The organism is Cyanobium sp. BA20m-p-22 (assembly GCF_024346275.1).
In the GTDB taxonomy this organism is placed as follows: Bacteria; Cyanobacteriota; Cyanobacteriia; order PCC-6307; family Cyanobiaceae; genus Cyanobium_A.
In genome coordinates this window covers 1-19,851 of sequence record NZ_JAGQCQ010000027.1, presented here as the reverse complement: position 1 = coordinate 19,851, position 19,851 = coordinate 1, and the positions used below count along the sequence as shown (strand labels likewise).

The window sequence follows — 19,851 nt, the reverse complement described above, 5'->3', positions numbered from 1 at the left end:
TTCTTCAAGACTTGACGATCCAGCCTCTTCTTGTCGCCCGTTTGCCGCAGATCGTGAGGGCTTTGTCCTGAGTGAAGGGGCTGGGGCAATTGTGCTCGAACGCCTGGAGGATGCCAGGGCCCGGTATGCGGACGTGCAGGCGCTGCTGATGGGTGCCGGGATGACGAGTGACGCGCACCATCTGGCTACACCCCATCCCGAGGGAGTGCACGCAGCCAGGGCGATCAGTTTGGCCCTGCGGGATGCGGATATATCAGCTCAGGATGTGAACTTCATCAGCGCCCACGCAACCGGTACCCGGATCGGAGATCTAGCTGAATCCCGGGCGATTGAAACTGCTTTTGGTGCCTCTATCCAGGATCTTTGGGTCACCGCTCCCAAGGGCGCCCTGGGCCATCTGCTGGGTGGAGCTGGTTCGGTGGAATCGGTCTTGACAATTAAGGCCCTTCAGGCTGGCGTGGTGCCGGTGAGCGTTAACTCAACCCCGCGGGATCCGGAGATAGGCCTTAATATTCCTACCGCTTCTGAGCCCTGTCTGGTGAATCTTTCCCAGCGTTTTGCCATAAAAAATACATTTGGTTTTGGTGGTCATAATGTATCTCTTGTGTGGGCAAGTGCCTAGGGCTATTCGGCTATCGAGTTCTTAATGGGAATTGCGCCCCCCTCGGCCAAGGTGATCAACGCGGTTGGGAGTGCAAACCGCTAGAAAGATTTCAGATAAAAATTCCTTGCTTCCCAGCCCAGCGTGATTTCCTCTGCCACACCCCCAGTTGCGGATGGTCCCCGTTTCGACCGAGCTGACTGGTCAGGCGCCTTCCGCAACGTCGGCCTAGAGCTCAGTGACGAGTTGGTAGTTGCCGTTCGGGGCACCATCCCAAAAGATTTGGCGGGCACCCTGTATCGCAATGGTCCGGGCCGGCTTGAGCGAGGCGGCCTCTGGGTCCATCACCCCTTCGACGGCGATGGCATGGTCGCGGCCCTCAGATTTGAAGCCGGTCAGGTCCACCTGAGCAACCGTTTCGTGCGTACCGAGGGCTGGCTGGCCGAAGAGCGGGCCGGGCGCTTCGTCTATCGGGGGGTGTTTGGCACCCAGAAGCCTGGTGGTGTCTTGGCCAATGCCTTCGATTTGCGCCTCAAGAACATCGCCAATACCCATGTGGTGCGGCTCGGCGATCAGCTGCTGGCGCTCTGGGAGGCGGCCGAGCCCCATGCCCTTGATCCCGTAACCCTTGAGACCCGCGGCCTGTCACGGCTTGACGGGGTACTTAAGCCTGGTGAGGCCTTCAGTGCCCATCCCCGCTTCGATCCAGGTCACCACGGTGAGCCCCGCATGGTGACTTTCGGTGTCAAGGCGGGCCCCACCAGCACGATCCGACTGATGGAGTTCGCCACCGAGGATCAGCCCGACGGCGTGCGGGCCGGTGAGCTGGTGGCCGACAGCAGCCACAGCTTCAAGGGGTTTGCCTTCCTCCACGATTTCGCCGTCACCCCTAGCTGGGCAGTGTTTCTTCAGAACGCTGTGGCCTTCAACCCCCTGCCCTTCGTGTTTGGCCAGAAGGGGGCGGCCCAGTGCCTGGCCTCCAAGCCCGGCGAAGCCGGCCAGTTCTGGTTAGTGCCTCGTCAGAGCGGCCACCATGCCGGCGCCAAACCAGTGCAGCTGCCAGCGCCCGAGGGTTTTGTGTTTCACCACCTCAATGCCTTTGAGGATCCCGCTAGCGGTGAAGTGGTGGTGGATTCGATCTACTACAAAGACTTCCCCTCGATCGGCCCCCAGGTTGATTTCCGCGAGATCGACTTTGCCTCGATTCCGGAGGGGCAACTCCGCCGCTGCCGAATCGACCCCCGCTCCGGCACGGTGCAGAGCGAGTGGCTGGAGCAGCGTTGCTGCGAGTTCGCGATGGTCAACCCCGCCCACCAAGGTCTTGAAGCGCGCTTTGCCTGGATGGCGGTAGCGGAGTGCGAACGGGGCAATGGTCCCTTACAGGCCATTGAGAAACTTGACCTCCAAACCGGAGAGCGTCGGCTGTGGAGTGCGGCCCCCCGCGGCTTTGTCACCGAGCCCGTAATGGTGCCCCGCCCAGCATCTTCTGCCGAAGACAGTCCTGCCGAAGACAGTGGCTGGGTGTTGGTGCCGGTTTGGAACGGAGCCCGCTGCGCCACTGACCTGGTGATTCTCGGGGCCGACGATCTGGCTGAACAGGCAGTGCTGGAGCTCCCATTGGCGATCCCCTATGGCCTGCATGGCAGCTGGGCAGCTGCCACTTGATCAGCTGCCCAACAACTCCCTTAGGGGTGCCTCGAGTTGGGCGAAGGCCCGGCCCCGGTGGCCGATGCGGCCCTTGAGGGTCTGGTCCATCTCGGCGTAGGTGAGGCCGGTCTCCGGCACGAAAAACACCGGGTCGTAGCCAAACCCCCCCTCGCCGCGGGGGGCCTCCAGAATCACGCCCGCGCAGAGGCCCTCCACTTCGATGCGCACATTGCCATTGGGATCAGCCAGGGCTAGGGCTGCGCTGAATCGGGCAGTGCGGTCGCTGCTGCCTGCCAGTTCGTTTAGAAGTCGGGAGATGCGGGCTGGGTCCGTGGCTGCGTAGCGAGCGGAGTGCACCCCGGGTGCTCCATTGAGGGCAGCGACGCTGAGGCCCGAATCATCTGCCAGGGTCCAGCTGCCGCTGTGTCTGGCAACTGTGATCGCTTTGAGGCGGGCATTTTCTGCGAAGGTTGCACCTGTTTCCTCCACCTCCAGATCCCCAGGCTGGGCATCGATTTCCAGGCCCATGCCAGCCAATAACTGGCGAAATTCGCGTATTTTGCCGGCATTGGTGCTGGCGATCACCAATCGGCTGAAGGGTGCTGGGTCTAGGGCCAGGTCTAGGCCTAGGGGCGCCATGGCCTCAGACCGCCTCCGCCAGCTCACGGGCCCAGATTAACACCTCGTTCACCCGAGCGACCGTGGGGGCTTCGCAGTAGAGCCGCAGGAGTGGCTCGGTGCCTGAGAAGCGCAACATCAGCCAGTGGCTGGGGCCGAGTCGCAGTTTTACCCCATCGGTGGTGATCACTTCCAGCACGGGGCAGCCGGCGACTGCGCTGGGGGGGGCCTCTGCCAACTTGGCCTCCAAACGCCGCCTGGCTTCCATGTTGGCCAGCCGCAGGTCGAGCCGGTCGTAGGCCGCCGCGCCGCCGCAGCGCTGCTGCAAGGCATCGATTCGCTCCCCCAGGGGAACACCGCCCTCCACCAGGGCCTCGATCAGCAGCAGGGCCGCAAAGGGTGCGTCCCGCTCGGGCAGGTGCATGCCGAAGCCCACGCCACCCGATTCCTCGCCTCCCACCAGCACATCGCTGCTGAGCATTTCAGCTGCGATGTATTTGAAGCCCACCGGCATCTCGATCACCGTGCGGCCCAGATCCTCAGCCACCAGCTGCATCAGGTCGGAGCCGCTGACGGTTTTGATCACGTTTCCCGGCAGCTGGCGGGCCCGGGCCAGATGGTCGATGAACAGGGGCATCAGCAGCTGGGTGCTGCAGAAGCGGCCGCGCTCATCCACGGCTGCGATGCGATCCCCGTCGCCGTCAAACACGATGCCCATGGCCGGCCGCCCCGCGGCGGTGCTCGCTTGGACCGCGCCGATCAGCTCGCCCAGGTAGGCCGCCAGGGGCTCGGGAGGGTTGCCGCCAAACAGGGGGTCGCGCCGGGCCCGGATCTCGCTGATCGCGCCGCTGTTTGTGGCCCCTTCGCCCAGCAGGGCCGGCAGCACCCCGGCTGCGGAGCCGTGCATCGGGTCCACGATCACCGTCAGCCCCAGCCGATCCAGCCCCTCGGCCAGGGCGGCGGTGTCGACCTTGGCCTGGAGCCCGGCCACGTAGGCGCCCATGGCATCAAATTGGCCAACCTCGCCAGGTATGGGCACGGTCAGTCCGCCGGCGGCCAGTCGGGTTTCAACACGGCCGGTGAAGTCGCCCTCCACCGAGCCGCCGAACGGGCCCTTGATTTTCAGCCCTAGCCATTCCGGTGGGTTGTGGCTGGCCGTGATCACCAAAGCTCCCAGGGCCTGGCGTTGCACTACCGCCCAGCTAGAGGCGGGGGTGGGGGTGGGGGTGTCGCAGAGCAGGGGGGTCAGGCCGCAGCCCCGCACGGCGCTGCAGATCGCTTGGGCCAGCTCGGGGGCCAGGAAGCGGCGGTCATAGCCGATGATCACCTCTCGGCTGGTGAGGCTTGTCGGGGCCGAGTGGGCCAGTTCCTGGGCCGCGGCCGCCGCGACTGGCAGCAGGCGCTCCATGGTGATGTCGACGCCCAGGATGCCGCGCCAGCCATCGGTGCCGAAGGCGATCGGACTTGCTGCCAAGGGCAGGGGGGCTGAAGCCATGGGGCGCGGAAGCCGAGCTCAGCTGATTCTGCTGTGCCGCCCGCTCCTCAGCACTAGCGTCTCTGCGAGTGGATGCCCCCCTTGACTGCGCCCCTCCCCGCCGACCAGCCCCTTACCGACCGCCTGCTGCGCAGCTGGCTGCGCTGCCGGCGCCGCGCCTGGCTGGATCGATTTGGCGTGGCTGGTGAGCGCCGCTGGAATGCCCACCGCGCCCTGGCCCTGAGTGACCAGCTACGCAGCTTTCAGACCCTGCTGGCAAATAGGCCGGGCCATGGAGAGGCGGCCTGTGCCGCTGGAGCCCCAGGGGTGGTGGGCTTGCGCCTGCGCGGGCATGACCCCCAGGGGCGGAGGCTGGAGGCCCACCCCGCCCTGCTCGAGCGCATTGCAGGCACCAGCCGTTGGGGGGATTTCGCCTATCGGCCGGTGCTGGCCCGGCAGGGCTACCGCTTGACCCGGGAGGCCCGGCTGGTGCTCTCCCTCTGGGGCCGCCTTTTGGCAGAGCACCAGCAGGCTCCCGTGCCCCATGGCCTGGTGTTGGCGGGGGCGGGGCGGGCCCTGCAGCAGGAGCGCCTGGCCCTGGGCGCTGGCCTCCAGCATCAGCTCGATGAGAGCCTGCAGCGTCTCTCCGCAGATCTGGCCGAGGCCACAGCGCCTCCCTTGGTGAACGACCGCAAGAAGTGCACCCTCTGCAGTTGGCGCGGCCCTTGCGACCGGGAGGCTGCGGCGATGGGGCACCTCAGCGAGGTCAGCGGTATTGGCGGTAAACGGCGGGAGATGTTGCTGGAGCGGGGGGTGACCAACCTGCCGGATTTGGCATCCCGGAACCCGGAGCAATTGGCCGAGGAATTGGCCGTCTATGGGGAGCAGCATCGTGAGATTGCCGCTGAATTGGTTGCCCAGGCCCGGGTGCAGGCCACGGGCATTCCCCAGCGGCTGGGGGCTGGCCCGGTGCTGCCGGAGCTGGCCCAGGCCCCCGGGGTGCTGCTCTATGACATCGAATCGGACCCTGATGCCCGCGACGATTTCCTGCACGGGTTTCTGGTGCTGGAGGCCGATGGCGCGGGGGGATGGAAGGAGCAGAGTTGGCGCTACCAGCCGCTCCTGGCCCTGCAGGAGCATGGCGAGCAGCGCCTCTGGCAGCGGCTGAAGCGATTTTTGGATCGCTATCCAGACTGGCCCGTGCTGCACTACGGCGAAACCGAGGTGATCGGCCTGGTGCGGATGGCCCAGCGCCAGGGAGCCAGCGAGGTTGAAGTGCAGCGGTTGCGAGGCCGGATGCTGGATGTGCATGCGCGCCTGCGCAGCCACTGGCGCCTGCCGGTGAGCAGCTATGGGCTCAAGGCTGTGGCCGGCTGGCTGGGCTTCACCTGGAGCCAGAAGGGGGTGGATGGGGCCCGCTGCCTGCTCTGGTGGCGCCAGTGGCGCCACTGGCATCGTGGTGGTGATGGCCGCGGCCGGGCCAGTCGCCAGCAGTTGCAGCGGATATTCCTTTACAACCGCGACGACAGCCTGGCCACCTGGGCAGTGGTGCGCTGGCTGCTGGCTCAGACCTGACGCCCGGCCCCGGCCGGGGGATCCACCCAGGCTGGGGGGAGCGAGAGCTGCAGGATCGGCCCGTTGGGCTCCTGGCCCAGCCGTAACTCGTTGCGCTCTAGGGCCTGGCGCCGCACCAGGGCCAGGCCGATCCAAAGGCCCCCAGCCAAGGCCAACGCTGATGTGATTTGACCAGCCCGGCTGGCCGAATCGTCATCCAGGCCGAACAGCGGTGCCCCCGGGGTAGGCCCATCCGTCCCCTCCGAGCTGCTCCCGTACCAGCGCCTGAGCTGCTGTTTGACCCCGTCATAGGTGCTCAGCTTGGCGAGGGTTTCCTGGCCCACGTAGCAGCCTTTGCTGAGGCTGACCCGGTCCGCCAGCCCCAGCTCAAACGGGTTGGTGGAGTCGTTGATTTCCCAGGGCCAATCGGCCAGGCCCTGCTGGATCCGCCAGCGCTCCTGGTCCTGCGGGGAGAGAGGCGGCAGATCCGCCAGCCAGGGGGGCAGTTCCCCATCAGCCGGGATCACCAGCTGCTCGCCCAGTAGCCAGCTAGGGCTGGCATTTTCCAGGGCCAGCCAACGGCCTGCGGGGCTTTGGGGCCATTGATCCGGCCTCCCCTCGCCCAGGGGTGTGACCATCCGGGCTGGCATCACGGGCCCCAGACGCACCTGATCGGCGGGAAAGAGCACCCGATCCAGGGCCTGCCAGATGCTGGCTGGATCCCCACCGCTGATCAGCAGCCAGGCTCCGGCGTCATCGAGGAGTACCTCGGCGAGGCCCCGCAGGCGCCCGGTGGCGGTGATGCAGCAGGTGGGGATCCAGCTGCCGGCTGGGCAGCCGTCGATGGCGGCGCTGGTTTGGCCGTGCAGAACCCGGCGGGTGTCTGGCCCGTCCAGCCTGATCAGGCTGGCGGCTTGCTCGATCCGGCGAGGGCCTGCGGCTTGCCAGTCCCAGGGGCTCGGCTTCATGACGTTGCCAGTTCTGCGGCCAGTTCTGCGGCCAAAGCTGCCACCTCCGCCAGCAGGAACAGGCTGCGCATTTCCAGGCCTGCGGCCTGCATCGCCTCCTGGCCCCCTTCCTGGCGATCCACGATCGTCACCACCCGTTCGACCCGGTAGCCCGCCTCCCGCAGCTGCTGCACAGCCTTCAGGGCGGATCCACCGGTGGTGACGACGTCTTCCAGCACGGTTATGGGGCTGCCAGGTGCCGGTAGGGGCCCTTCCAGCCAGGCCCCGGTGCCATGGCCCTTCGCCTCCTTGCGCACGATCAGGGCGTCCAGGGGGCGCCCCCCCAGGGCGGCGGCCATGGCCACGGCGCTTACCAGCGGATCGGCGCCGAGGGTCAGGCCGGCCACCGCCTTGGCTTCCGGCTCCACCTGCTCCAGCAGTAGGGCCCCCAGCAGGGCCAGGCCGCTGCCGCTGAGGCTGACGGGCTTGCAATTCACGTAATGGTGACTGGTGCGTCCCGATGCCAGGGTGAAGTTGCCGTGCCGGTAGGCCTTGGTGGCCAGAAGAGGCAACAGCGCCATCCGCATCTCTGCGGGGGGAAGGGTGATGGCGGGGGAAAGGGTCGACAAGGCCTGGTTCAATCGAGATGGGTTGTCTAGTTTGCGGCCAACGACCCCCCGCCAGTTGAAGGGCCCATTGGATCCATGGCAAATACCAACCTGTTCAGCACCACCCTCTTCAGTGCCACCCGGCTCAGTGCCACCCTGCTCCTGGCAGGCGCCCTGCTGGTTCACCTGTTAGGTGAATCTGCCTGGGCTGGTCCGGTGGTGTGCACCACCACGCTCGAGCCCCCCCTGCTAAGTGGTGCGCGCAGCGGGGTTGGGGCCTCAGCAGGGGAGTTAGGAGTGGCCTCTGGTCCGGTTGAGGTCACCCGCTGCGGCCAGGTGCAGACCCCCCCTGCACTCATGGAAAAGCGCTTCTACAGCTTCAGGGCGCCCTATGCCCCCGGGGTGAGCCTCACCAATCAGATCACCGACCTCTTCGGCATTGCCCTGGGAGGAGTTGATGGCACCAGGGTGATGGGCCTGGGTTTTCCTGACCAAGCGATCGTCTGGGATGGCACCGCGGTGGAAAACACCTATCGGGTACTGCTTGAGCAACAAAGTGGGCCGATGCCCTGGCGCACCGTCGATGTGCCCAACGGTTACTCAGGCAGCCTTGGATCAGCTGGCCCAACCCAGCCCGCCCCAATCCAGCCCGCCCCAATCCAGCCAGGTGGCGGCTGGCAAGATGGGGGAGCGAGCTATCGAACCCCGGTTCGGGGTCTTTGGTAGCTCCGGATGGACGGGGGTCTAGCAATCTGGTGAATGCAGCGAACTCATAATTCGCCTTAGCCGAGTTCGATCCTCGGGACCCCCATTACCCATTCTCTATTCTCCATTCTCTACTGACGATTGGCTATTGAATATCTCCTATTTCATATTTGCTATTACTAAGAACCTGCCGATCGATCCCCAGCTCCTAGCCTCGCCCCAGTGCTGGCTTCCAGGGTGGGTCTTCCCGTGATTCAACTCCTGGCTCTGGTTATTCTTTTGGCCCTGCTGGCTTTTTTTGCCGCTGGGGAATTTGCCCTGATTCGCCTCAGACCAAGTCGGGTGCGCCAGCTGCAGGAAGGGGGCGAGGCCGGGGCCCTGGCCGTTGCCAAATTGCAGAGCCGGCTGCGGCGGGTGCTGGTGGCCACCCAATTGGGAGCGGCCCTCTCCCTGGTGGCGCTGGGTTGGGCCGGACGGGGCCTGGCTGAACAGCTGGGGGCGGCATGGGCGGGTCGGGGCCCCCTCGGCTCGGTTCCCCAGGGGTGGCTGGATGCTGTTGTCTTTCTGCTCCTGGTGCTGTTCGCCACGGTTTTTGGGGGGGTATTGCCCAAGGCCTGGGTGCTCCATCGCCCGGAAGTCTCTGCCCTGCGGCTGGCGCCGCTGCTGGATTCTGTGATTCGCAGCCTGATGCCCCTGCTTTCCCTGGTGGAGCGCTTCAGCGCCGGGCTGCTGCGCTTGCTGGGGCTACCGCGCAACTGGGATGAACTTGTGCCCGTGCTCTCCGCCGGTGAACTCGAAACCCTGATTGAAACCGGCAGCGTCACAGGGCTGATGCCCGATGAACGCAGCATCCTTGAAGGGGTGTTTTCCCTGCGGGACACGCTGGTGCGGGAGGTGATGGTGCCCCGCTCCGGCATGGTCACTCTGCCCGTGGATGTCAGCTTCGCTGAGTTGATGCGGGAGGTGCACGACACTGCCCACGCCCGCTTTCCGGTGATTGGCAGCTCCCTAGACGATGTGCGGGGCATGTTGGATCTGCGCCGCCTGGCCGATCCGATCGCCAGGGGGCTGCTCACGGCCGAAACCCCTTTGGCTCCCTACATCACCCCGGTGGCTCGGGTGCAGGAGAGCACTCCCCTAGCCGAGTTGCTACCCCTGATCCGCAGTGGTCAGCCCCTGCTGGTGGTGGTGGATGAGCATGGAGGCACGGAGGGCCTGGTCACGGTGGCTGACCTCACCAGCGAGATCGTCGGTGACGAGGACGACTCACTCGAGTCAGCCCAGGACCTCCAGCAACTCGCCGAGGGCTGCTGGTCTGTGGCCGGGGATCTCGAGATCTTTGAGCTCAACAGGCAACTGTCCCTGCAGTTGCCTGAAGCGGATGGACACCACACGCTGGCGGGTTTTCTCCTGGAACGGCTCCAGCACATCCCGGCTCCGGGGGAGGGTCTGCGCTGGAAGGGGCACCAGTTTTTGGTGCTGGCCATGAATGGCCCCCGGATTGAACGGGTGCAGATCGAGCGTCCGGTGGTGGATTCCCCCGCCGCCGAGGAGAATTAAGCCGCCTGGGCGGCTCCCTGCACCGATAATGCCCCCAGTCGAGAGCCTTGCCTTGATCCCTGTGCGCGTGGGTGTCATCGGCATCGGCAACATGGGCTGGCACCATGCCCGGGTTCTCAGCCTGATCAAGGACGCCCAGCTGGTGGGTGTGGCCGATCCGGATGCGGCCCGCGGCCAGCTGGCCACCCAGCAGTTTCGCTGCCGTTGGTTTCCGGACTATGGAGAAATGCTGGCCGAGGTGGATGCGGTGTGCATCGCTGTGCCCACCCTGTTGCACCACCGGGTAGGCCTGGCCTGCCTCAAAGCAGGGGTGCATGTGCTGATTGAGAAACCGATCGCCGCCAGTCAGCAGGAGGCCCTCGAACTCATCCAAGCCGCCGACCAGGCGGGCCGCCTGCTCCAGGTGGGGCATATCGAGCGCTTCAATCCGGCCTTCCGGGAGTTGGTCAAGGTGGTGGCCAATGAGGAGGTGGTGGTGCTGGAAGCCCGCCGCCACAGCCCCAATCCCGACCGGGCCAACGACGTGTCGGTGGTGCTCGACCTGATGATCCACGACATCGACCTGGTGTTGGAGTTGGCCGGTGCCCCCGTGATCCGCTTGGCCGCAGCCGGGGGGCGCACGGCCGCCGGACCGATCGACTACGTCAACGCCACGTTGGCCTTTGCCAATGGAGTGGTGGCCAGCCTGACGGCCAGCAAGATGGCCCACCGCAAGATTCGCAGCCTCAGTGCCCACTGCCGCGGCAGCCTGGTGGAAACCGACTTCCTCAACCGCACCCTGCACATCCACCGCCGGGCCCATGAATCGGTCAGCGCCGACCACGGTGAACTGGTGTATCGCTCCGATGGCCTGATCGAGGAGGTGAGTACCACCTCAATCGAGCCTCTCTACGCCGAGCTGGAGCATTTTCTTGAGTGTGTTCGCGGCGTTGAGGTTCCCCAGGTGGATGGTTTACAGGCATCGAGGGCCCTGCAGCTTGCCGATTTGATTGAGCAGTGCGTTGAACAGCCCAACTTGTGCATGAGCCTGGGGGAGCCGATCTAAGCGAGGCTGCCTTCGGCGAGTTGGCGCAGGGCCTCCAGTTGCCAGTGGCGGCAGTCTGCCGGTGAGGAGAGGTAGAAGCCATCCCAGGCGTCTGCCTTGTGCTGGCCATACTGCTCTGGCGCGATGGTGGGGTGCCGTTGTTGCCAGCCCACCCGCACGGCGTGACCGATAACTACATCCAGCACGAGGTCATTGTCGAAGATCACCGCAGGGTTAGCCCCCACGAAGGCGATCAGGGTGATCAGGGTTTCGGTGCAGAGCTGGCGGTAGTCCGGCGCTTCGATCTTGCTCAGCAGGTGATCCACAAGAGCGGCGAAGTTGTGTTCCCCCGGGGTCTTCTCGCTCAGCAGCGGAGCGCTGTCGAGCCGGTTGCGCTTCTCGAGTTTGTCGCCGATGACGATGCCGCGGCAGTGGTGCAGCAGGTCCCAGATGCCGGGGTAGAAATCGCGAGGCACCCTGCCCAGGGCGCCGAGGCGCAGTCGGTGCTGCAGCCAGCAGCCCCCCTTGGGCAGCTCAGCCTGGGGAGCGGGCACGGCCCAGCGCACCCGCCCGCTCACATTCAGTTGCTCCTTGCGTTGCAGGGCGGCCTTGGCGTGCTCCAGGTCGGCGAGCACGGCCCGCAACCGGCGCTGGATGGCGTGGGGAGGCTGGTCGCAGAGGGCTTCAAAGGCGTCGCTCGGGCTGAGATCGGCTTCGGTGGCCAGTTCACCGGTGAGCAGCAGCAGCAGCTGGCCCAGTTGCAGGGTGAGGCTGCCACTGAGCAGGTCTGGCTCGCGGCGGGCCAGGCCATCGAGGGCCAGCAACAGTTCCTGCTGCAGCATCCACTCCCGGCCGTCCTCACCGCTGAACCGCTTGATCATCCCGGCGATGCTGGCGCTGCCCTGGGGTGCGCTGATCCGGGAATCGCTGGTGTAGTTCCGCCCCACCACCACCTGCTTCTGGCGCACCAGCAGGTCGATGAGGGCATCCTCCAACTGGGGATGCACCAGGTCGAGGGACCCAGCGACCCGTCGCACCACGTTCCAGTCGGCTTCGGCCAGGGCGCGGCGGTAGACCTCCTCGAGCAGATCCCGCAGTCGCACGGGCTGGTTGCCGGCGGGCCCCTGCAGGCGGGAATCGGGCCCCAGGCGCCGCACCAGCTGCTCCAGCACCTCCCCCTGTTCCTCCAGGGACGCACTGCGCCAGAGCCGCTCTGCCAGTTCGCCGATGCTGATGTCGTCGCGCTCGAGCTCCTGCTCCTCCCGGGCGGAGAGGGGGGCCTCCCTGGTGCTGGCCCGCAGGGGGATGGGTGCCGGAGGCTCTGGCTTGGATTCCGGGCCGGCCTGGGGCGGCAGGGCGACCCAGCTGCCCTGCTCCACCAGCTCAGCCAAGGGGGCCAATTGCACGGGCACGCCGTCCAGCAGGCCCGCCTGCAGGTTGCGTCCCAGCCGCAGAAAGGCCTCGGGGTTGGCCTGGAAGGCCCCCGGAGCTACCGGCACCAGCAGCAGCGGTGAGCCGCTGCCCCGCCAGTGACGCTGTAGCAGGCGCAGTTCAGCCCGCACGGTGTCGACCAGCTGTTCGGGGTCGTCGGCCAGATAAAAGGTGTCCTCCTCCAGGACGGCGGGCAGAAAGGCGTGCTGGCTTTCGACCTGTCTCTCGACTTGACTGTCGCCCTGACTGCCGACTTGGCGGTAGAGGCGGGCTGTGGCCATGGTTTCCATCCGCACTCGGGGATGGCCAGTGAGCCCGAGCCTGGGGTTGGCTCCCACCTGGGCCAGCCGCTGGGCCAGGGCCCGGGAGCTGCCGATCTGCACGGGGCCAGGGTTGGCGCTGTCCTGGGCCACGGGCAGACCCGCTGCCTGCAGGGCCGCGGCGATGGCGGCATTGCCCGGCACCAGGGCGACGAGCACCTGCTGGGCGCCGAGGGGGCTGGGCCGACGGCGTCCGATCGGATCCAGGTCATCCGGGGTGATCAGTCCATGCAGGAGCAGGTCGGAGAGCCAGGTGAGGCTCTGGGTCCACAGCAGGGGCACGTTGGAATTGGCCACCCGGCGCTGACTGCCCGGCTGGCGCCGTTCGGCCTCGATCGCCTCCGCGGGCACCAGGTAGAGCTCGGGCAGCAGCGCACCCCCCTCCTGGTCGAGGCTTACCGCCGCCAGTCGCTGGCGCCACTGGCGAGCTTCCTGCCAGCGCTCCTCGCAACAGGCGGTGATCAGCTCGTAGGCCCAGAACAGGGGCCACTCGCACTCGAGGTGCTCGAACTCGGCCAGTTCCTCCCGCTCGTAATGCAGACGGGTGTGGTCTTCGACCACGGTCTGGTGGCCGTCGCGGCGGAAGCGCTTGTAGCCGTAGGTGCCCCCCAGTTCCGTTCGGATCTTGGTCCAAGTGCGCTGGCGGAGCTGGGGATCTTCCACGGCCCAGGCGGGATAGCCAATCACCGAGAGGCAGGCACTGTCGACTTCCTTGCTGGCTGATTCCCGCGGCAGCAGGCTTCGCAGGGCGCGGCGCAGCCGCACGATCGCGTCGTGGGGGATCACCAGACAGCAGCTGTTATCGCCGTGGGGGCCGAATAGGTCGAGGCCCTCCAGGGATTCAAGGGCCGCTTTCACCAGGCCGATCGAGCTGGCGTTGCGCTCGGGTTGGCCGTGGTTGCCCTTGTCACCCCGCTCCCAGATGCCGTAGTCGGCGATGCGGTAGGCGCGGGCCACGTAGTACACGAGGTTTTGCACGAAGTCGCACTCGTGGCTGCTCTGCAGCACCACCAGCCCCGAGCGGGTCAGCTGGGCCAGCTGCAGCAGGAACAGGGCGGTGGCGTCGAGCTGGAGATGGCCCCAGCCGTCGTCGGCAACCACCGGACCTCCGGTGGCCGTGTCGAACTTGGCGTGGATGGCATGCAGCCGGTGCAGGCTGTGCTTGAAGCGCTCCACCTTCGTCGCCTGGCGCAGCATGGCGTTGAGCAGGCCACGCATCAGCTGCAGCACCCGGGCTTCCAGCTCGTAGACCCGCCGGCTTGGTCCCCGCAGCCGCCGATGGGCGAGGGCCAGCCCCCAGACGCATTGGATTGAATAGACGCAGTCGCGCACCCAGGCATCGCCGTAGTTGCCGTGCACGGTGTGGGCCGTGCTGGCGGGCAGCAGGCCGGTGATCGGATGCTGGCGGGCCAGCACCACCCGATCGATCTGGCCATCGAGCTCCTGCAGCACCGCCCAGGCCTGGTCAGGATGGGTGGCATCCAGGCCTGACTCGTTGGTCGAACCGGTGGTTTCGAGCGAACCTGTCATTTGCAGGGATTGCGGCAGGGATTGGGCCATGGATGTCCCAGTGCCAGTGGCAAGCCAGCCATAGATTCTCCTCTTCCACCGCACCCCTGATGGCAGCAACGGCACCCGAATCTGTCCGCACCGGCGTCCTAGGGGTTCCGGTAAATGTCTCCCCCGACGTGTTCCAGGCCGCTCTGGCCCTCCATGCCGGCGGCGGCGGCCAGATCGTCACCTTGAACGCAGAAATGACGATGGCCGCTCGGTTGGACCCGGAGCTCGGCTCAGCCATCGCCGCGGCAGATTTGGTGATCCCCGACGGGGCCGGCGTGGTGTGGGCCCTTGGGCTGCAGGGGTACCGGGTGCGTCGCAGTCCCGGCATCGAGCTTGCCCGGGAGCTGTTGGTGCATGCGGCCTCTAAGGGCTGGCGCGTTGCCCTGGTGGGGGCCTCGCCGGCGGTGATGGAGCGGCTCACGACTCGGCTGGGCCAGGAGTTGCCCGGGCTGAAGTTTGTACTTACCGCCCACGGATACCAGAGGGAGGAAGCCTGGCCTGGCTTGGAACAGCAGCTCGTTGGAGCCAGACCAGACCTGGTGCTGGTGGCCCTCGGGATCCCCCGGCAGGAAACCTGGATTCAGCGGTTGCCCGGCCGGCGGGGCGGCATCTGGATGGGGGTGGGCGGCAGCTTTGACGTTTGGGCTGGGGTCAAAAAAAGAGCTCCCAGCTGGATGGGCGCTCTGCAGATCGAATGGTTGTACAGGCTGATTCAGGAGCCCAGTCGCTGGCGCCGAATGCTGGCCCTGCCAGAATTTGCATGGGCAGTGTTGCGGCAGCAATAAATATCAGCTGCGCGCTTTTGGCGTGGTTCCTGTGGATGGAGCAACGTGATTAGGCAAGCCAGGGGTGACCTACCCGCCCTAGCGAAGCCCACAGGTTCAGCGAAAGCCCACTGGCTCAGCGAAAGTCCACTGGTTCAGCGGAAGCCGACAGAGGCCTGCCACACGAAGGCCAGCAGCAGGAAAAACAGGGGAATAATCGGCAGTATGTCCACCAGGGGACCAAAGGCCTGGTAGGCCTCAGGCAGCTGGGCCATGGTCTGCAGGGCGTAGGCGGCCATCCCGAAAATCACTGAGCTAGAGGCGGAAGCTACCACGTGTGGGCGGCTGGAGAGTTGGCTTCCCAGGGAGTGAAATCTTCTGCAAAACAGCCCTCTTCGATGGCCCGAGCCATGGCGCTGCTGAAGCGCACCAGCTGGGTGATGTTGTGCAAGCTCAGCAGGATCTTGCCCAGCAGTTCTTCGCTTTTGATCAGGTGGTGCAGGTAGGCCCGGCTGTGCTGGCGACAGGCCGGGCAGGGGCAGCTCCGGTCGAGGGGGCTGTGGTCATGGCGGAAGCAGGCGTTCTTAAGATTCCAGCGTTCGCCGCCTACCAGGGCCGCCCCATGTCGGCCCAATCTGGTGGGGATCACACAATCAAACAGATCGAAGCCGTGGGCCACGGCAAGGGCCATTTCCCTCAAGGTGCCAACTCCCATCAGGTAATGGGGTTTCGCTTCGGGCAGCAGGGCCCCGACCTGACGCACGATGCGATGCATCTCCTCGGTGGGCTCGCCCACGCTCACGCCGCCCACGGCGATTCCCGGCAAGTTCATGGAGGCCACCACCCGGGCCGACTCCTGGCGCAGGTGGGGGAAGCAGCCCCCCTGCACGATGCCGAAGAGGGCCTGGTTGGGGGCGGTGTGGCTGGAGATGCAGCGCTCCAGCCAGCTGTGGGTGCGGCGAGTGGCGGTGGCCACCTCCGCCTCACTGGCTGGATAGGGGGGGCACTGGTCGAAAGCCATGGCCACATCGGCTCCCAACAGCTCCTGGATCGCCATTGCCCGCTCGGGCGTCAGCTCGATGCGGGCGCCGTCGCGGGGAGAGCGGAACACCACACCCTCGTCGTTGATCGTGTTGATCTGGTCCAGGCTGAAAACCTGGAAACCGCCCGAATCGGTGAGCATGGGCCCGTGCCAGCCCATGAAGCGGTGTAGACCGCCGGCATCGGCCACGATCTGCTCACCCGGCTGGAGGTGCAGGTGAAACGTGTTGGAGAGCACCATCTGGGCCCCGGTGCCGCGGAGCTGGTCGGTGGTGATGCCCTTGACAGTGGCCAGGGTGCCCACCGGCATGAAGCGGGGGGTTGTGACCTCGCCGTGGGGGGTGTGGAAGCAGCCGCAGCGGGCGCGGGTGCGCGGGCAGCGGGCCGTGATTTGGAAGGAGAAGGGGGGTGGGAAGCTGATTAGGCCGAATCCGTGCTGTTCAGACGCTAGGTGTCGCTTGCCGAAGCTCTTGCCCGCCCTGACTCCAGGTTGGCTGGCCGACCTGGCCGGGGCCTGGATTTTTTATTCCGTGTTGCCTGCCTGGCCCTGGATAACGCCGCGCTTTGAGCGCATCGCCCGTTTCGGCCCGCTGATCGGCCTGGTGATTGGCGGCCTGCAGGGGTTTTTCTGGTGGCTCACGGCCGGCTGGCTGCCGCTTGGCGCCCAGGTGGCCCTGGCGCTGGCCCTGGCCCTCCTGCTCACCGGGGGCCTCCATCTCGATGGGGCCATGGATACGGCCGATGGTTTGGGGGCCGGCCCCCGGGCCTTGGAGGCCATGGCGGACAGTCGGGTCGGGGCCTTCGGTGTGCAGGCCCTGGCTTTGCTGCTGCTGCTGCGGGCCGCAGCCCTGCTCTGCCTTGCGGGGGCAGCTCCGCTGGCCCTGGTGTGGGCGGCTTTCTGGGGCCGCATGGCCCCCCTGGTGGCCATGCACGGCTTCCCCTACCTGCGGGAGCAGGGCAGCGCCGGTTTTCATCGCCAGCACTGGCGGGGGTTGGGGGCGGAACTGGTGCCGGCGCTGGTGGTCCTGCTGGTGGCCCTGCTGGGCTGGGTTTGGGCGGCCTGGCCCCTGCCCGATGGCTGGGGGCTGGTGCCGGCCCTGTTGGTGCCCCTCTGGCTGGGGAGGCGGCTCGGTGGGCACAGCGGCGACAGCTACGGCGCCAGCGTGGAGTGGGCCGAGACCCTGGCTCTGCTGCTCAGTGGTTTGGGGCTGAGGCTGGCAGCCTGAGGCAGAACGCATTGCCCTGGCCGGGCAGCTCCGGGGCGATTGCGGCCGGCGGCAGCACCAGGCTCAGCTCGCCGCCAAGGTTGCGGGCCAGGTCCCTGGCCAGGGCCAGGCCCAGCCCCGTGCCTGCGCAGGTCTGACCCTGACGGCCCCGAAAGCCCCGCTCGAAGATCGCCTCCCGTTCTGCCGCGGCGATCGGTTCGCCGGCGTCCCACACGGTCAGCTGCCAGGGGCCCTGGGGGAGGGGCTGGCAGAGCGGTTGGCAGAGCTGCTGGCAGTGGAGCCCGATGGCTATTCCTGGCGGGCTGTACCGGAAGGCGTTCTCGAGCAGGTTGGCCAGGATTTCCGCCACGGCGCCGCTGTCTCCGCGCCAGCTGGGCATGCAGGCCGGAGGGTGCCAGGGCCGTCCCTGTAGAGACGCGGTGGCGGCCGACCGCTGCAGCAGGGGCTCGAGCCACTCCCGCAACGGTTCGCCTTCGGGCCCGATCAGGGCGGGCGGCAGCAAAAGCAGGGGCTGGGCGGTCTCGCCCGAGACCGTCGGGGTGTCCGGGGAGCCCAGTCGGCTCAGGGCATCGATATAGCGGTTGAGCTGGCGCTCCTCCGCCAGCAAGCCCTCGACCAGCGGCCGGTTCTGGCCGTCCTGGTCGAGGCGGCGCAGGAGGAGTTGGCCAAAGGTGCGAAGCGCCGCCAGGGGGTTGCGCAACTGGTGCAACAGGACGTTGAGCTCGGCCTCCTGCCGTCTGAGGGTCTGCTGCAGTTGCTGTTGTTCCAGATCCAGGCAGAGGGCTTCGGTCAGGCAGAGGGCAACGGCCTGCAGTCGCTGGCCGAGGCCTTCAGGCCAGGGCACCGAAAGGGTTTCCACCTGGATGGCTCCAAGCAGCACGTTCTGGTGGCGCAGCGGCAGCCAGCGGCGTTTTTCGGCCGGGGCCCGCAAGGTGCTGTTTGCTTCCACGGCCGGCAGGATGCGGCTGGTGATCGGCCACTGGCCAATGGGCACCAGGCTTGGCCCCCTGCTATTGCCTGGCCCCCTGCTAGTGCCTGGCTCAGTGCCATTGCCGGGCCCGGTGCCAATACCAGGCTCAGTCACGTAGACAACGACGGAGTGCACATCACTCCTGTCGGCAAATTGGGCCAACTGAAAGCTCAGCAGGGCTGAAAAGCGCTTTGAGACTTGCATTTGGGGCCCCAACCGCCAACTTGCTGCTCAGAAATGGCAGCAAGTGGTGAAATCAGTAAAAAAAGTCTTAAGATCCAGGGGTCGACCAAGGCGACGCGGTCCGCATGCGGGCAGCGGCTCAAAGTTGCGACGCCCTCACCCCCAGTTGCGGTTTTCAGCAATTGAGGCTACAGCAGAGGAAGATTCGACTTCTCGCCGATCCGTTCTCCCTGTTGTCCCCTTCCCGAATGGGCGGGTTGGGGAGTCATTGACCTCCGGGCCAGCTGATCCTTGTGGACAACTGAACGTTTGGCGACGCCCCTCTTTCCGGTTATCCGGTTTGAGGGGCTTGCTGAGTCACGGACCCTGCGCATGTCTTGCGTTCCCATGGTCCCTTCCCAACCCTCGGGTTTCTTTTCGTCCCCTCAATCCTCCCCAGCGGGAGCAGTTCAATGTCCAAGAAGCGCAAGCGGATCAGCCGTCGCCGGCTCGCAGGCCAGCGGGTGCTGGCGCACGTTCCCACTTTCAAACTGGAGACTGGCTCCCACAAGCCGGTCACCGCAGCCCGTCGCTACATCGCTGAGGAGCTGCTGGAGCCGCCTGCGATCCTCAATGTGCGCCGCAATGAACACACCACCGATCGCTTCTTCTGGGGCGAAAAGGGCCTGTTTAGTGCCCAGTACGCCGAGGAGAATCACTTTCTGTTCCCCTCCCTGCGCACCATTGTCGATCGCATCGGTGAAGAGGTGTTGTTTGAAGGCATCGAAGCCCTCGCTGCCGATGACTGGGAGGAGATGGAGGAGTACGAATACGCCTTCGTCTGAGCCTGGCTATTCAGCCAGACCACTGCTCCCCTAGGTAATCCCGCAGGGCTGGAAACAGGCTGCTGTCGATGGTGTGACCCCCGGCAAAGCTGATCAGGTCGGCGTCTATGCCGCTCCTGCCCAGTTGCTTCTGCAGCATTTCACTGGCCCCATAGGGCACCACCGGATCCTGCTCTCCATGGGTTAGCAGGATTTTTTTGATGGCCTGATCACCGGGTTGCCAGTTGGGATGGGGGTAGCCGCTGCAGCTGATCAGGCCTGCCAGGGCCAGGCCTTCGCCTGTCGTGGCCACATCCAGGGCCATCGCGGCGCCCTGGGAAAAGCCCAGCAGCACGGTCTGCCCTAGGGGCACCTCGGTGGCCAAGGCTTCCAGCCGCGTGCGCAGGCTGGTCCGGGCCGCTGGTAGCTGGGGCCAGTTGGGCTCTTCCAGGTCATACCACTGGCGCCCTTGACCGCTGGGATGGCCCAGGGGTGCCCGCAACGCCACCACGCTCACCGCTGGACCGACCAGCAGGTCGGCCAGGTCGAGCAGGTCATCGGCATCGGCCCCCCAGCCGTGCAGCAGCACCAGCCGCTGCTCGCTGCGATCAGGGCCGCGTCGGATCACTCCGGCGTCGGGAGCGCCAGTTGCTTTGTTGTCAGGGGTCACGATTGGGTCGCTGCTGCTGCTTAGGTTGGCTCCCAAACCCGCTCTCCGGCAGCCATGGCCCCCACGGCCCTTCTCAGCGTGTCCAACAAGGAGGGATTGGTGCCCCTGGCCCAGGGCTTGGTAGGGGCTGGCTACCAGCTGATTT

The 19,851-nt window shown here is 66.2% G+C and carries 18 protein-coding genes and 1 tRNA gene; 10 read left to right on the top strand and 9 right to left on the bottom strand.

What is annotated here, in order from left to right; translation table 11 throughout:
• Positions 1-622: beta-ketoacyl synthase N-terminal-like domain-containing protein (locus tag KBZ15_RS04130; RefSeq protein WP_315859844.1), on the top strand; the 622-nt coding region annotated here is incomplete at its 5' end.
• A gap of 123 nt (positions 623-745) precedes the next feature.
• Positions 746-2,266, top strand: coding sequence for a carotenoid oxygenase family protein (locus KBZ15_RS04125; RefSeq protein ID WP_396123397.1), 1,521 nt, complete (start codon positions 746-748; stop codon positions 2,264-2,266).
• Here the strand turns inward: KBZ15_RS04125 and rdgB are convergent, their stop codons facing one another.
• Entirely contained in the window at positions 2,267-2,887 is a 621-nt protein-coding gene (gene rdgB / locus KBZ15_RS04120) for an RdgB/HAM1 family non-canonical purine NTP pyrophosphatase (RefSeq protein WP_255013609.1), read from the bottom strand.
• A gap of 4 nt (positions 2,888-2,891) precedes the next feature.
• Positions 2,892-4,361, bottom strand: coding sequence for a phosphoglucomutase/phosphomannomutase family protein (locus tag KBZ15_RS04115; protein WP_255013607.1), 1,470 nt, complete (start codon positions 4,359-4,361; stop codon positions 2,892-2,894).
• An 81-nt stretch (positions 4,362-4,442) separates the two neighbouring features.
• Between KBZ15_RS04115 and KBZ15_RS04110 the strand changes: the two genes are divergently transcribed.
• Positions 4,443-5,915 (top strand): TM0106 family RecB-like putative nuclease, encoded by a 1,473-nt coding sequence (locus KBZ15_RS04110; protein WP_255013605.1) that lies wholly within the window; start codon positions 4,443-4,445, stop codon positions 5,913-5,915.
• On the opposite strand, the gene KBZ15_RS04105 is transcribed toward KBZ15_RS04110, so the two are convergent.
• Together KBZ15_RS04105 and pyrE are read right to left on the bottom strand one after the other, a co-directional pair.
• Positions 5,906-6,862, bottom strand: coding sequence for a folate-binding protein YgfZ (locus tag KBZ15_RS04105; protein WP_255013604.1), 957 nt, complete (start codon positions 6,860-6,862; stop codon positions 5,906-5,908). The two genes, KBZ15_RS04110 and KBZ15_RS04105, sit on opposite strands and share 10 nt — an antisense overlap.
• Complete coding sequence (pyrE, locus tag KBZ15_RS04100; RefSeq protein WP_255013615.1) at positions 6,859-7,428, bottom strand: orotate phosphoribosyltransferase; 570 nt, start codon at positions 7,426-7,428, stop codon at positions 6,859-6,861. The genes KBZ15_RS04105 and pyrE overlap by 4 nt, the downstream gene beginning before the upstream one ends.
• Before the next feature lie 117 nt (positions 7,429-7,545).
• On the opposite strand from pyrE, the gene KBZ15_RS04095 reads away from it, so the two are divergent.
• The 4 genes from KBZ15_RS04095 to KBZ15_RS04080 all read left to right on the top strand — a co-directional run bounded on the left by KBZ15_RS04095 (position 7,546) and on the right by KBZ15_RS04080 (position 10,759).
• Entirely contained in the window at positions 7,546-8,175 is a 630-nt protein-coding gene (locus tag KBZ15_RS04095; RefSeq protein ID WP_255013602.1) for an Occludin/ELL family protein, read from the top strand.
• Positions 8,176-8,187: 12 nt separating this feature from the next.
• Positions 8,188-8,260: transfer RNA gene (locus tag KBZ15_RS04090), tRNA-Ile, on the top strand.
• 146 nt (positions 8,261-8,406) lie between these two features.
• A complete protein-coding gene (locus tag KBZ15_RS04085; protein ID WP_255013613.1) occupies positions 8,407-9,714 on the top strand; it encodes a hemolysin family protein in 1,308 nt (435 codons plus the stop codon).
• 52 nt (positions 9,715-9,766) lie between these two features.
• The gene (locus KBZ15_RS04080; RefSeq protein ID WP_255013599.1) at positions 9,767-10,759 is read left to right on the top strand and encodes a Gfo/Idh/MocA family protein; all 993 of its coding nucleotides are present in this window, start codon (positions 9,767-9,769) and stop codon (positions 10,757-10,759) included.
• Here KBZ15_RS04080 and KBZ15_RS04075 read toward each other — a convergent pair.
• On the bottom strand, positions 10,756-14,049 hold the full coding sequence (locus KBZ15_RS04075) for a glycoside hydrolase family 15 protein (RefSeq protein ID WP_255013597.1): 3,294 nt from the start codon (positions 14,047-14,049) through the stop codon (positions 10,756-10,758). The two genes, KBZ15_RS04080 and KBZ15_RS04075, sit on opposite strands and share 4 nt — an antisense overlap.
• Positions 14,050-14,108: 59 nt before the next feature.
• Between KBZ15_RS04075 and KBZ15_RS04070 the strand changes: the two genes are divergently transcribed.
• Positions 14,109-14,834: a WecB/TagA/CpsF family glycosyltransferase gene (locus KBZ15_RS04070; protein ID WP_255013595.1), complete on the top strand. Its 726-nt coding sequence runs from the start codon at positions 14,109-14,111 to the stop codon at positions 14,832-14,834.
• 134 nt (positions 14,835-14,968) lie between these two features.
• Here KBZ15_RS04070 and KBZ15_RS04065 read toward each other — a convergent pair whose 3' ends face one another.
• Both KBZ15_RS04065 and tgt read right to left on the bottom strand, forming a co-directional pair.
• Entirely contained in the window at positions 14,969-15,112 is a 144-nt protein-coding gene (locus KBZ15_RS04065) for a photosystem II reaction center protein K (protein ID WP_255013592.1), read from the bottom strand.
• A gap of 29 nt (positions 15,113-15,141) precedes the next feature.
• Positions 15,142-16,275, bottom strand: coding sequence for a tRNA guanosine(34) transglycosylase Tgt (gene tgt / locus KBZ15_RS04060; protein WP_255013611.1), 1,134 nt, complete (start codon positions 16,273-16,275; stop codon positions 15,142-15,144).
• Positions 16,276-16,312: 37 nt separating this feature from the next.
• Here tgt and KBZ15_RS04055 point away from each other — a divergent pair, with 37 nt between their 5' ends.
• The gene (locus KBZ15_RS04055; protein ID WP_255013590.1) at positions 16,313-17,080 is read left to right on the top strand and encodes an adenosylcobinamide-GDP ribazoletransferase; all 768 of its coding nucleotides are present in this window, start codon (positions 16,313-16,315) and stop codon (positions 17,078-17,080) included.
• Here KBZ15_RS04055 and KBZ15_RS04050 read toward each other — a convergent pair.
• A complete protein-coding gene (locus KBZ15_RS04050) occupies positions 17,049-18,254 on the bottom strand; it encodes a sensor histidine kinase KdpD (protein ID WP_255013588.1) in 1,206 nt (401 codons plus the stop codon). The two genes, KBZ15_RS04055 and KBZ15_RS04050, sit on opposite strands and share 32 nt — an antisense overlap.
• A gap of 431 nt (positions 18,255-18,685) precedes the next feature.
• Between KBZ15_RS04050 and KBZ15_RS04045 the strand changes: the two genes are divergently transcribed.
• Positions 18,686-19,057 (top strand): DUF3155 domain-containing protein, encoded by a 372-nt coding sequence (locus KBZ15_RS04045; protein ID WP_197147875.1) that lies wholly within the window; start codon positions 18,686-18,688, stop codon positions 19,055-19,057.
• A 10-nt stretch (positions 19,058-19,067) separates the two neighbouring features.
• Here KBZ15_RS04045 and KBZ15_RS04040 read toward each other — a convergent pair whose 3' ends face one another.
• The gene (locus tag KBZ15_RS04040) at positions 19,068-19,706 is read right to left on the bottom strand and encodes an alpha/beta hydrolase (protein ID WP_255013585.1); all 639 of its coding nucleotides are present in this window, start codon (positions 19,704-19,706) and stop codon (positions 19,068-19,070) included.
• Positions 19,707-19,851: the final 145 nt, after the last annotated feature.

Bases quoted from the DNA above. Each gene is read 5' to 3' on its own strand.
- KBZ15_RS04115 (WP_255013607.1), bottom strand. From the start codon at position 4,361: ATGGCTTCAGCCCCCCTGCCCTTGGCAGCAAGTCCGATCGCCTTCGGC.
- KBZ15_RS04075 (WP_255013597.1), bottom strand. From the start codon at position 14,049: ATGGCCCAATCCCTGCCGCAATCCCTGCAAATGACAGGTTCGCTCGAA.
- KBZ15_RS04105 (WP_255013604.1), bottom strand. From the start codon at position 6,862: ATGAAGCCGAGCCCCTGGGACTGGCAAGCCGCAGGCCCTCGCCGGATC.
- KBZ15_RS04070 (WP_255013595.1), top strand. From the start codon at position 14,109: ATGGCAGCAACGGCACCCGAATCTGTCCGCACCGGCGTCCTAGGGGTT.
- pyrE (WP_255013615.1), bottom strand. From the start codon at position 7,428: ATGCGGATGGCGCTGTTGCCTCTTCTGGCCACCAAGGCCTACCGGCAC.
- KBZ15_RS04095 (WP_255013602.1), top strand. From the start codon at position 7,546: ATGGCAAATACCAACCTGTTCAGCACCACCCTCTTCAGTGCCACCCGG.
- rdgB (WP_255013609.1), bottom strand. From the start codon at position 2,887: ATGGCGCCCCTAGGCCTAGACCTGGCCCTAGACCCAGCACCCTTCAGC.
- KBZ15_RS04065 (WP_255013592.1), bottom strand. From the start codon at position 15,112: ATGGCCGCCTACGCCCTGCAGACCATGGCCCAGCTGCCTGAGGCCTAC.
- KBZ15_RS04045 (WP_197147875.1), top strand. From the start codon at position 18,686: ATGTCCAAGAAGCGCAAGCGGATCAGCCGTCGCCGGCTCGCAGGCCAG.
- KBZ15_RS04050 (WP_255013588.1), bottom strand. From the start codon at position 18,254: ATGCAAGTCTCAAAGCGCTTTTCAGCCCTGCTGAGCTTTCAGTTGGCC.